9 protein-coding genes and 1 tRNA gene are annotated in these 11,829 nt (G+C 42.5%); 8 read left to right on the top strand and 2 right to left on the bottom strand.

Going from position 1 to position 11,829, the window contains the following annotated elements:
- Nucleotides 1-7: 7 nt before the first annotated feature.
- The 3 genes from hpt (at nt 8) to AC1XUE_RS21465 (ending at nt 2,112) form a co-directional block, all read left to right on the top strand.
- The gene (hpt, locus tag AC1XUE_RS21475; RefSeq protein WP_483358068.1) at nt 8-535 is read left to right on the top strand and encodes a hypoxanthine phosphoribosyltransferase; all 528 of its coding nucleotides are present in this window, start codon (nt 8-10) and stop codon (nt 533-535) included.
- A 30-nt stretch (nt 536-565) separates the two neighbouring features.
- Complete coding sequence (locus AC1XUE_RS21470; RefSeq protein WP_483358067.1) at nt 566-1,966, top strand: MBL fold metallo-hydrolase RNA specificity domain-containing protein; 1,401 nt, start codon at nt 566-568, stop codon at nt 1,964-1,966.
- 62 nt (nt 1,967-2,028) lie between these two features.
- A tRNA-Leu gene (locus tag AC1XUE_RS21465) sits at nt 2,029-2,112 on the top strand.
- A gap of 121 nt (nt 2,113-2,233) precedes the next feature.
- Here AC1XUE_RS21465 and nagB read toward each other — a convergent pair.
- Complete coding sequence (nagB, locus tag AC1XUE_RS21460; RefSeq protein WP_483358420.1) at nt 2,234-4,171, bottom strand: glucosamine-6-phosphate deaminase; 1,938 nt, start codon at nt 4,169-4,171, stop codon at nt 2,234-2,236.
- A 328-nt stretch (nt 4,172-4,499) separates the two neighbouring features.
- On the opposite strand from nagB, the gene glyA reads away from it, so the two are divergent.
- From glyA to serS, 5 genes are all read left to right on the top strand, one after another.
- Nucleotides 4,500-5,804, top strand: coding sequence for a serine hydroxymethyltransferase (gene glyA, locus AC1XUE_RS21455; RefSeq protein WP_483358066.1), 1,305 nt, complete (start codon nt 4,500-4,502; stop codon nt 5,802-5,804).
- Between the two features lie 246 nt (nt 5,805-6,050).
- The gene (locus AC1XUE_RS21450; protein ID WP_483358065.1) at nt 6,051-6,752 is read left to right on the top strand and encodes a tetratricopeptide repeat protein; all 702 of its coding nucleotides are present in this window, start codon (nt 6,051-6,053) and stop codon (nt 6,750-6,752) included.
- A 143-nt stretch (nt 6,753-6,895) separates the two neighbouring features.
- Complete coding sequence (gene ribH, locus AC1XUE_RS21445) at nt 6,896-7,393, top strand: 6,7-dimethyl-8-ribityllumazine synthase (protein WP_483358064.1); 498 nt, start codon at nt 6,896-6,898, stop codon at nt 7,391-7,393.
- 250 nt (nt 7,394-7,643) lie between these two features.
- Nucleotides 7,644-9,002, top strand: a complete 1,359-nt coding sequence (locus tag AC1XUE_RS21440) for an aspartate kinase (RefSeq protein ID WP_483358063.1) — start codon at nt 7,644-7,646, stop codon at nt 9,000-9,002.
- A 66-nt stretch (nt 9,003-9,068) separates the two neighbouring features.
- A complete protein-coding gene (gene serS / locus AC1XUE_RS21435; protein ID WP_483358062.1) occupies nt 9,069-10,361 on the top strand; it encodes a serine--tRNA ligase in 1,293 nt (430 codons plus the stop codon).
- Between the two features lie 32 nt (nt 10,362-10,393).
- On the opposite strand, the gene AC1XUE_RS21430 is transcribed toward serS, so the two are convergent.
- Nucleotides 10,394-11,743, bottom strand: coding sequence for a MutS-related protein (locus AC1XUE_RS21430; protein ID WP_483358061.1), 1,350 nt, complete (start codon nt 11,741-11,743; stop codon nt 10,394-10,396).
- Nucleotides 11,744-11,829: the final 86 nt, after the last annotated feature.

Raw genomic sequence — 11,829 nt, 5'->3', positions numbered from 1 at the left:
CTTCCTTATGATAACCATATTAGACAAAACCTTTGTTCCATTCATAGACCAGCAAACACTCGAAAAGCGAATTTCTGATCTGGCATCTCAAATGAGTGCAGACTACAAAGATCGCTGTCCGTTGTTTATTGTAGTGCTTAATGGTGCTTTTTTGTTTGCTACCGAGCTTTTAAAAAGAATCCCAGTCAATTGCGAAATCACTTTTGTAAAACTTGCATCCTACGAAAATACAGGTTCAACCGGACAGGTAAGACAAATTATCGGTCTGGAAGAGAGCATAAAGGACCGGGATGTGGTGGTGATTGAAGACATCGTAGATACAGGCCTGACGATGAGCTATTTGATTGAACGGATATCAGCATTTAATCCTGCCTCTGTGGAAATTGCTACCTTGCTCCACAAGCCTGATGCATTGAAAACACCTGTTGCAATGCGTTACATCGGCTTTGAAATTGCTAATAGATTTGTAGTAGGTTATGGCCTGGACTACAACGGACTAGGCCGAAATCTGGATGCCTTATACGTAATTGCCTGATTTAATTCATTCTCTTAAAGCCACATCAACATGCACATACAGTTTTTTGGAGCCGCAAGGACCGTTACCGGAAGTAAACATCTCATTACGACTGAACAGGGCACAAAAATATTACTGGACTGTGGGTTGTTCCAGGGTATTCAAACAGACGAATTTAACCGCAACCTGGGGTTTAAAGCTTCTGATATTGACTACCTGATCCTTTCACATGCACATATAGATCATTCAGGTTTGATTCCCCGACTGGTTCGGCAAGGTTTTTCCGGACCTATTTATTGTACAGCACCAACGGCGGATCTGTGTAAAATTATGCTGATGGACAGCGCACATATTCAGGAGAAAGATCTGGAGAGAATCAATGAGCGCAGAAAAAAGCAAGGCAGGCCCTTATTGGAAGAACTCTACGATGCAGAAGATGCCCAGAAGGCATTGAGTCTTTTCAAAACAGTGAAATACGGACAAACTTTCCATCTGGGCCCGAACGACGAAGTAACTGCATTTCTGACAGACGCAGCTCACCTGCTTGGAAGCGCTGCGGTACATTTGAGCATACCTGATAAAGGTACCTTCAAACAAATCACTTTTACCGGTGACATAGGCCGGCCGGAAGACAGAATACTTCGTAAACCAGATGTTTTTCCTCAGGCTGACGTCATTATTTGTGAATCGACCTACGGCGACAGGCTCCATGAGAAAGAAATTGATATGCACGGCTACCTGCTCAAAATTGTTCATGAAACCTGTGTTCAAAACCAGGGTAAACTTATTATCCCGGCATTCGCCATCGACCGTACACAAGAGTTGATATACGCACTGGATCAGCTGTCAAGTTCTGGGAAATTACCTCAAATACCCGTTTACATTGACAGTCCGCTTGCTATCAACGCTACAAAAATCATGAAACAACATGAGGACTTTTTCAATCCCGAAATTTTGGACTATATAGAAAAAGATGGTGATGCTTTTGCATTTCCTTACTTGCATTATGTATCAGGTGTAGATGATTCGAAAGCAATTAATGATCGCAAAGAGCCTTGTATTATCATATCTTCTTCCGGTATGGCTGAAGCAGGCAGGATTAAACATCACATCAGAAACAATATAGAAAAAGAGAATTGCACCATATTGCTGGTCGGCTATGCATCGGCAAATACACTGGCGGGTGCATTGAAACGTGGCGATAAACAGGTGAATATATTTGGTGAAACACTTGACGTAAAATGCAGGGTGGCAACCATGGATTCTTTCTCCGGACATGGAGACTATAACGAAATGATCGATTTTTTATCCTGTCAAACCGCAGAGCGCGTTGGGAAAGTATTTCTTGTACATGGCGAGTACGAGACCCAAATTGCATTTAAACTAAAATTAGAAGCTGAGGGCTACAAAAACATACATATTCCTGCCTTGTACGAAAACATAGAAATTTAGTTAAGATTTTTTTCGGCCGTATTTGGAAACCTGCCAACTCTTACTACTTTTGCACACCCAATGCCGAAGTGGTGAAACTGGTAGACACGCACGTTTCAGAGGCGTGTGGGGGTTGCCCCATGCGGGTTCGAGTCCCGCTTTCGGCACAAAACGCCGCTCCTGTTTTCAGGGGTGGCATTTTTGTTATACCTATTGTTTAAAATGCAAATAACCAGCTGGATGATAAGTCCTGGCTGGTTATTTGCATTTTAAGCTATATCTGACATTCTAAAATCTCCATCTTACAAAAGCCTCCATGGCTTCGTATTCCGCAAGTCCGAGCTCATCGTATAGCACTGCTGTTGCACTGTTTCTTTCCTCCGCCCGCTGCCAGAATTCCCTTGCATCCTCCCCCTGGAACACAACGCCATCTTTTTGAGACTGGTGTTTAAAAATACCACGACGCTTTCTCAATACCTGATCCGGGCTCATAGGTACTGCCATTTCAATTTCGTGGATATCCCACTCAGCCCATGCGCCACGATACAACCACACCCAGCAATCTTTCATGTAATTTTTATGCTTACAACGCTCCAATGCCGCCTCTATAGCATCCCAGCAAACTTTATGTGTTCCGTGCGGATCTGCAAAGTCACCCGCTGCATAAATTTGATGTGGCTTTACTTCTTCAATCAGGTTTTCGATGATTTTAATATCCTCTTCTCCAATCGGGTTTTTCTGAACTGTCCCTGTTTCGTAGAAAGGCATATTCAGAAAGTGAGCCTGGGTCGTAGGAATACCAACAAACCGGCACGTTGCTTTCGCCTCTCCCTGTCTCAATAAACCTTTCACCTGACGTATTTCTGGCGTATCAATCTCACTGTCTTTGGTATGTTTCAAAAATTCCTTAGCATCCAGGAACAACTTATTGGCTTTTGGACTATCAATTCCGAAGCCTCTGTTAAAGTCAACTACAAAATCGATAAACCTCAACGCCTCGTCATCCGCGACTGCTATATTACCGGATGTTTGATACGCCACATGCACCTCATGCCCCTGATCTACCAAACGCTGGAAAGTACCTCCCATCGAAATGATATCGTCGTCAGGATGCGGGCTGAAAATCAGCACACGTTTTTTAGCGGGTTGAGCGCGTTCCGGACGATTGGTATCATCCGCATTAGGCTTGCCTCCCGGCCAACCTGTAATGGTATGTTGTAACTGATTGAAGACGTTGATATTAATTTCATAACCTGCTCCATATTGAGCAAGCAAATCGCTCATACCATTGTCGTTATAATCTTTGTCAGTCAGTTTCAGAATTGGCTTGGCCAGGCTTTGCGATAAATACGTCACAGCCTTTTTAATCATTTTATTATCCCATACAACAGAGTCTACTGCCCAGGGAGTCTTCACACGAGTCAGTTCGGTTGCAGCGCTTTCATCCACAACAAACGATACATTGGTATGTGCCTGCAGATATGAAGCAGGATTACGCTCTGTTACCGGACCTTCTACAGCTCCACGGATTACAGAAGCCTTTCTTTCCCCCCAAGCCAGCAATACAATGCGACGTGCATTTAATATGGGGGCAACACCAAGCGTGATAGCTTTGCGGGGTACTTTATGAAGTCCTCCAAATTCCATCGCAGCCGCTGCTCTCGTCGAATGGTCAAGTGTAATAAGTCTTGTGTGGGAATTAATCAGCGAACCTGGTTCATTGAAACCAACGTGACCGTTACCTCCAATTCCAAGTAATTGAAAATCCAGACCGCCAACCGCATTTATTTTATTTTCATAAGAAATACAATATTCCCTTAACATAGCAGGAGGAATTGTACCATCCGGAATAAAATAATTCTCCTTCAAAATGTCTACATGATTGAACAACTGTTCTTTCATAAACCTGTGATAGCTGTAAATGGAGTCCGGCTCCATTTGATAGTACTCATCCAGATTAAATGAAATTACGTTTTTAAAGCTAAGCCCCTCCTCCCTATGCATTTTCACAAGCTTTGCATATACGGTTTTAGGCGAAGAACCTGTTGCCAATCCTAATACACACATTTTGCCTTCTTTTTGCTTCTTACGGATCAGCTCCGCAATTTCTACCGCAACAGCAGTAGAAGCTTCTTTGGAATCAGCAAAAATCTGGGTTGCAATTTTTTCGTAGGTAATCGGCTGGCCAATTGTTCCGTTGGTAGCGGTGTTATCGGCTGTCTGCATCAGCATGGTTTCCGGATTCACAGTCTTAATGTCCATTTGTGGTTGTTTGACGGGATTTTAAGAATAGGAAGTAAGCAGGTTTCGAAGTCCTGCTTACGGCATCAATTACAAAAATACAATTCGAAAATCAATATTATTAAAAAAATTTAAAAAATAACTGTCTATTAAATATACTGTCTGGAAACACCAAAAGGCCATTATCCATATTTTCCCGATTTACCGCTGTTTTACAAAAAAACAGAAAGTATCATGTATTTTTTCTTTCCACGATAATTGCTTGTATTTTTGCGGCTTAATCTACATTCAACATCATTTTCTGTTAAATCCCATGTCTACACTCACAAGCGTTGTACGTGACACTGCCATTTTTGACCTGATTAATAAAGAAAAAAATCGTCAGGAAGAGGGCATCGAACTGATTGCTTCCGAAAACTTTACCTCAAAACAGGTAATGGAAGCTGCCGGAAGTGTGCTAACTAATAAATACGCCGAAGGACTTCCTGGAAAAAGATACTACGGAGGATGTGAGGTTGTAGATGAAATCGAGCAAATTGCAATTGACAGACTGAAAGAGCTTTTCGGAGCTACATGGGCTAATGTGCAGCCACACTCAGGTGCACAGGCAAATACAGCAGTATTTTTGGCCTGCCTGAATCCTGGCGACAAAATTATGGGTTTTAACCTGGCACATGGCGGACATCTTTCTCATGGTTCCCCAGTTAACATTTCAGGTAAATATTTCCAACCCGTATTTTACGGCGTAGAAGCAGAAACAGGTCTTATCAACTGGGATAAAGTTGAAGAAACTGCCGTAAAGGAAAAACCGAAATTATTGATCTGCGGTGCTTCTGCATACAGCCGCGACTGGGATTATGAGCGTTTGCGTGCAATCGCTGACCAGGTTGGTGCATTATTGATGGCTGACATCGCTCACCCGGCTGGTCTTATCGCTAAGGGATTGCTTAAGGATCCATTCGACCATTGTCATGTTGTAACTACTACAACACACAAAACACTTCGTGGCCCTCGTGGTGGTGTTATTATGATGCGTAATGATTTTGAGAATCCATTCGGTATCAAAACACAAAAAGGACAACTTCGCACCATGTCATCTTTGTTGGACTCTGGTGTATTCCCGGGAACACAAGGCGGACCATTAGAGCACATTATTGCTGCAAAAGCAATTGCTTTTGGCGAAGCATTGGGCGAAGGATATTACAACTATGCTACACAGGTTGCCAAAAATGCTCAGGCAATGGCCAAAGCATTTACTGAAAAAGGTTACAGAATTATATCGGGCGGCACAGACAACCACTTAATGCTGATCGACCTTCGCTCTAAAAATGGAGTTGAAACTGTAATGACTGGTAAACTAGCCGAAAATACATTGATCAAAGCGGATATTACCATCAACAAAAACATGGTTCCTTTCGACGAAAAATCGCCGATGGTAACTTCTGGTATGCGCGTTGGAACTGCTGCTATGACAACCCGCGGACTTTTGGAATCCGACATGGAACGTATTGTTGATATGATTGATACCGTATTGGTTAATCATGACAATGATGCTAAAATAGCTACTGTGAAACAGGAGGTTAATACATGGATGAAAGATTTTCCTTTATACAGCTAATACCGAATTGATATAAAAAACGAACGGCATAGTATTCAGTAATTGTTTACTATGCCGTTCGTTTTTTATTGTCCATAAATCTTTTTAGACATCCCACTCTTTTTATCAAAATATATGACACAAATGAGGGAAGTCGAATACCGAATAGTATCCTAATATTAAGAACTTAAAGAATTGTGTGCTAAGATGTTTTGACTTAATAAAGTTTTCATAACTTTGCACTCCAAAATTGAATTCTAAATTGATATGAGCAAGAAAAACACGGATGAGTCCGGTTTTGAAATTATTGAAACACCTGAGGCTTTGGCCGGACAAATCAGTAAAGCAGAAATTTTCTTCCTGAAAAACCGTAATGTAGTTTATGGTATCGGCGGCGCTATTTTGCTCGCTGTTGTAGCTTTTGCAGGTTATCGTTTCTATATCGATAGCCAGGAAGGAACTGCACAGACTGCACTTGCGAATGTTGTTTACGATTTTGAAGCTGATTCTTTACAGAAAGCTTTGAATGGTAGCGGCGGGAATGAAGGTCTTTTGTCTATCGCAGATAGTTACAAAGGTACAGACGCCAGCAATCTTGCAAGTTTCTATGCAGGTGTTGCTTTATTGAAAGAAGGAAAGTTTGACGAAGCGATCAACCGTCTTCAGGCGTTCAGTTCTTCTGATCTGTTGCTTCATGCGCGTGCTCAATCTCTGATCGGAGATGCTTATCTTGAAAAAAATCAAGCTGCCGAAGCAATTTCTTATTATAAGAAAGCTTCTGAATATGAAAAAAATGAATTTTTTACACCCGTTTATCTGATGAAGCTTGCTCTTGCACAAGAGAAGGGAAATCAGGCTACTGATGCTGTTTCTACGTATAAACGTGTTATTGACGAGTTCCCACTTTCCTCGGAAGTTGTGAATGCTAAGAAGTACATGGGATTACTGGAAGGACAGGTCGGCAAATAATGGATCATTATTACTGTTCTTAAAAGGATAAAGCCGACAACGGTTTTATCCTTTTTTTGTTCCGGCCCCTTATTTATTTAAGTGATTACCTGATCCAATTCAGGTTCTGTTGATTATAAAATTTACAAACCAGTTGATAAGCTATGTCCAGCGCTGATAAAAATTTAAGTGTGTTTACGACCAATGATCTTCCTGATATCAGCAAGAAGAAATTTGCAATTGTTGTTGCAGAGTGGAATGATGAAATAACTGAAAAGCTTTTTGAAGGTGCTTATCAAACCTTATTACAATACGGTGCATTGGCGCAACATATTGAAAGAGGAAATGTACCGGGGAGCTTTGAACTGACGCTTGGTGCACACTGGTATGCTCAGCGTGAAGATATCGATGCTGTCATCGCCATCGGGGTGGTGATACAGGGAGAAACAAAGCATAACGACTACATCAATCATGCAGTAGCTCAGGGCATTACCAATATCAGTATTCAAAATAACAAGCCTGTGATATTTGGTGTATTGACTCCCAATAACATGGAACAGGCCATCGACAGAGCAGGTGGCGTTCATGGTAATAAGGGCGATGAAGCAGCGATGACGGCCATCAAAATGGTAGGGCTTAAAGACAAAATATTCGTCAGGTAAACAATTGTCAGGTATTGACAAGGGCAGTCATTTGTAGTCAAGGGTGGTCATTTGTAGTCAAGAGATGGTCGTTCATTGTCAAGAGTGGTCAAGGATAGTCAAGGGTCGGCATTAGCAATCTCTGACAATCAATGACAACTTCCTGACCATAAGTGGCCATCAATGACCATTTCCTGACTATCCTTGACAATCAATGACCATAAGTGGCAGTTCAAAAAATAAGTAATCAAAAATCAATCACTATAAATTTATGCAAGTCTGGAAATTTGGTGGCACGTCGGTAGGGAAACCCGAGCGTATGCATTCGATCCGCGAACTTCTTGAAAATGATTCCAATCGTAAAATTGTGGTTCTTTCAGCTTTGTCCGGCACGACAAACGCTCTTCTTTCCATTGGAGAGTCGGCAAAAGCCTACGACGAAGAGCAAGCCATTGCAAAAACAGACGAATTAAAAGCGCATTACGATCAGTTTATTACCGAACTGTATACTACGGAAGAAGGGCTCGCAAAAGGCAAAGAAATTATTGAAAGTGAATTTGGTTTTATCAGATCTCTGGTAGGCATCAAACCTTTCACCATTAAGCAGGATAAAGAGCTGGTTGCGGAAGGAGAGATTTTAAGCACTAAAATGTTCCAGGCTTATCTGGAAGAAAAAGGTGACAGCGCGGTGCTTTTGTCAGCGCTTGATTTTATGCGTATAGACGCAGATGGCGAGCCGGAAATGGCAACAATTGAAGAGAAGCTTGTTGGTATACTGAACCAGCATACAGATGCTAAAATTGTAGTAACACAAGGTTTCATCTGCCGTAACCCACGTGAGGAAGTGGATAACCTGAAACGTGGCGGATCAGACTATACAGCGTCACTGATTGGTGGAGCGATTCGTGCAGACGAAATTCAGATCTGGACAGATATTGACGGAATGCACAACAACGATCCCCGCATCGTAAAAAGAACATTCCCGATCAGAGAACTTACATTTGAAGAAGCTGCAGAGTTGGCCTATTTCGGTGCAAAAATTCTGCATCCAAGTACGATCACGCCCGCCAAACTAAGAGGAGTGCCTGTTCGTCTGAAAAATACGATGCAACCGGAAGCACCTGGTACGCTGATCGCAAACCAGAGTTCAGACCGTGAAATTAAAGCCATTGCAGCGAAGGATAACATCACGGCAATCTATATCCATTCAACCCGTATGCTGAATGCTTACGGATTCCTGCGTAGAGTATTTGAGATTTTTGAAAAATATAAAACGCCTGTCGACATGATTACTACTTCGGAAGTATCTGTGTCGGTAACGATTGATAACTCGGAACACCTGGAAGCGATTACGGCCGAGTTAAGAGAATTCGCAGACCTGGAAGAGCACGACCGCGATCAGAACATCATCTGTATTGTCGGCAACTTCAGTGCGGACAAAGAAGGAATTGCCCTTAAAGTACTGGATGCGATGAAGAACATTCCTATCAGAATGATTTCTTATGGTGCATCCGAGCATAACCTTTCTCTTCTGATTCATTCGAAATACAAGTCAGAAGCGTTGAACGTGCTAAACGAGCGTCTTTTCTATTATGAAGATGCTATGAAAAATATATTCTCGGCTCAGTAAGAGATTCGGGAAAATTGATTAAAACTTTAAAAAGCTGCCTGCTCAACGCCGACAGCTGACAGCCATATGTTACAACCCATTTTCATCCGCGAAAACAGAGAACTGACAATCGCAGGATTACAGAAAAAGCATTTTAAGGATGCTGAGAAGGCCGTAGATCAGATCAATACACTTGACCAGAGTCGCCGGGAGGTGCAGCAGGAACTGGATACCGTTCTGGCCGAATCCAACAACAAAGCGAAAGAGATCGGTGCTTTGATGAAATCAGGGCAAAAAGAAGCTGCAGAGGCTGCCAAAGCAGAGACTGCCGTTCTTAAGGAACGCTCCAAAACGCTTGACGACAAACACAAGGAGATAGAACAGGCTTTACTGGAGGAACTTGTAAAACTTCCTAACCTGCCGCATGAAAGCGTTCCGGAAGGCCGAACTGCGGAAGACAATGTAAACGTGCTTGAAAAGGGCGAAAAACCTGCTTTACACGCCGGTGCGCTGCCCCACTGGGAATTGATCCGCAAGTTGGGAAAATCGCAGGCTCCGATCATTGACTTTGAATTGGGTAATAAAATTACCGGTGCAGGATTTCCTGTATACAAAGGCAAAGCGGCGCGTTTACAACGTGCGATGATTTCTTTCTTCCTGGACGAAGCAACAAAAGCAGGCTACATAGAAGTACAGACTCCTATTTTAGTAAATGCTGATTCAGGCTTCGGAACAGGGCAACTCCCTGATAAAGAGGGACAAATGTACCACGATGCACAGGATGATCTTTATTTAATCCCTACAGCTGAAGTACCTGTTACCAACTTATACCGCGATGTAATCGTACCGGAATCTGAGCTTCCGGTTAAACATGCTGCGTATACACCGTGCTTCCGTCGTGAAGCAGGAAGTTGGGGAGCGCACGTGAGAGGGTTGAACCGTCTGCATCAGTTCGACAAAATTGAGATTGTACAGATCAACAAACCTGAAGAATCGTACAAAGCACTGGACGAGATGGTTGAGCATGTAAAAAGCCTTCTTGAAAAGCTGGAATTACCTTATCGCATACTCCGTTTGTGCGGTGGAGATATGGGCTTTACCTCTGCGTTAACGTATGATTTTGAGGTATGGTCTGCCGGACAGGAACGCTGGCTTGAATGTAGCTCTGTATCCAACTTTGAAACCTACCAGGCAAACCGCCTTAAATTGCGTTACAAAAATGCGGATAAGAAAACGCAGCTTCTTCATACCCTGAATGGCTCAGCACTTGCACTTCCGCGTATTGTTGCAGCTCTTTTGGAGAATAATCAGCAGGAAGATGGTACCATCCGTGTGCCGGCTGTATTGGTTCCTTATTGCGGTTTTGATGTGATCGAGTAATCGAATCCGCGTCAAAAACTTATGTAAAGCCTTCACCTTTGTGAGGGCTTTATGCTTTTATTACCTTCCAGCAACTCAGGAATCCCAACATTTTCCATGATCAGTTTACCTACCTTTTCGGTTGCTACGCCATCTTGCAGCTTGTAAGTATTTTCAAATCCATCCCGGGTAATCATCGTCTTGAAACAATTGAACCTGATGTAAGGGTTCTTTTCGTAATTCTTCAAAAGCTCCATGAGGTGTGTAGAGATCACAAAAACTGACGTTGAATAATTGAGAAAGCCATTCACAACGGTACCCGAACAGTGCAGCGCATCTTCCTGATTTGTACCTCTGAACAGCTCATCTATCAACACCAAACACCTTTTTCCATTGGCCAGCGCCTGAGCAATTTCTTTAATTCTCATGATTTCATTGTAAAAATGACTGTATCCGAGGGTAAGATCATCAGAGAGATGTATGGAAGTAAACAGCCGATCCGAAAAAGAAAGTTGCAGCTTAGCCGCCGGAACCGGCCAGCCCAGATGTGCCAGATAAACAGAAATGCCCAACGCTTTTAAAAAGGTCGTTTTTCCGCTGGTATTGGCTCCTGTAAGTATACAAATACCTGACTCTCTTGTGAGTGTACAACCATTTTTGACGGGATTCTGAAGCAAGGGATGCCACAAATCAGATACTTCAAGAACTCCGTCATCAGAGACAAATTCCGGAAAATACAACGCATGATCACGGGCCGTCATAGCAATAGACAACATGGCATCCAGCTTGTACAGTATATCAAGCATCCGTCTGAACTCATCTTTACATTGCTTTCGCAAGAAGTAATCCAGATGAAAAACACTCATTTTACTTATACCCCTATCCTCTTCCTGCATATAGGGACGTAACATCAGCGAGTCGAGGAAAGCCACTATAAACTCAAAATCCTTTTTAAAGGAATCCGGCACATCCATATAAGAGAGCTGCCAAACTGTTCTTTTCAAAGCTCTGAAAACCCTGATCGTTGCTGTAACCCCGCTCTGAATCAGATAAAATTCCGCCTCATTTTTATAGGCAAACATCATCGTCTGAAACCAGTGCTGAACAATATCCTGAGCCATCGTATGCCCTATATTACTTTCATAGTAATGCTCGGTCGCAGCGATATAAGCATGGGAAACATTCACTTCCCACCAGGAGTAATTGGTAATAACAGATCTCAGCAACTCTTGCTCTTCAATGATATCCTCCACCGACTCCTTCGGTTCCCGGATCATCTTTTTCAGCAAATCCCTTCCACCGTAAGAAACGGTCCTGTCAAAAAAAGAGAGAATCGACTCCTCATGTACTTTTTCCGAGATAATCTGAAGTTCGTATAAAGTATGTAATCCAACTGGTAGCATAGAATATATGTGATACCCTCAAAGATACTTCCGCCACCTATCCTCCTATGTTAAAATAAGTTAAAGGGCTATTTCCTTGTGATGAT

The organism is Dyadobacter sp. HNCC25DJ187 (genome assembly GCF_056895255.1).
This window is presented reverse-complemented; position numbering and strand designations above follow the sequence as displayed.

What these genes read in the sequence shown, in the direction of transcription:
- hpt (WP_483358068.1), top strand. Translation starts at nt 8, where the DNA reads ATGATAACCATATTAGACAAAACCTTTGTTCCATTCATAGACCAGCAA.
- AC1XUE_RS21470 (WP_483358067.1), top strand. Translation starts at nt 566, where the DNA reads ATGCACATACAGTTTTTTGGAGCCGCAAGGACCGTTACCGGAAGTAAA.
- nagB (WP_483358420.1), bottom strand. Translation starts at nt 4,171, where the DNA reads ATGCAGACAGCCGATAACACCGCTACCAACGGAACAATTGGCCAGCCG.
- glyA (WP_483358066.1), top strand. Translation starts at nt 4,500, where the DNA reads ATGTCTACACTCACAAGCGTTGTACGTGACACTGCCATTTTTGACCTG.
- AC1XUE_RS21450 (WP_483358065.1), top strand. Translation starts at nt 6,051, where the DNA reads ATGAGCAAGAAAAACACGGATGAGTCCGGTTTTGAAATTATTGAAACA.
- ribH (WP_483358064.1), top strand. Translation starts at nt 6,896, where the DNA reads ATGTCCAGCGCTGATAAAAATTTAAGTGTGTTTACGACCAATGATCTT.
- AC1XUE_RS21440 (WP_483358063.1), top strand. Translation starts at nt 7,644, where the DNA reads ATGCAAGTCTGGAAATTTGGTGGCACGTCGGTAGGGAAACCCGAGCGT.
- serS (WP_483358062.1), top strand. Translation starts at nt 9,069, where the DNA reads ATGTTACAACCCATTTTCATCCGCGAAAACAGAGAACTGACAATCGCA.
- AC1XUE_RS21430 (WP_483358061.1), bottom strand. Translation starts at nt 11,743, where the DNA reads ATGCTACCAGTTGGATTACATACTTTATACGAACTTCAGATTATCTCG.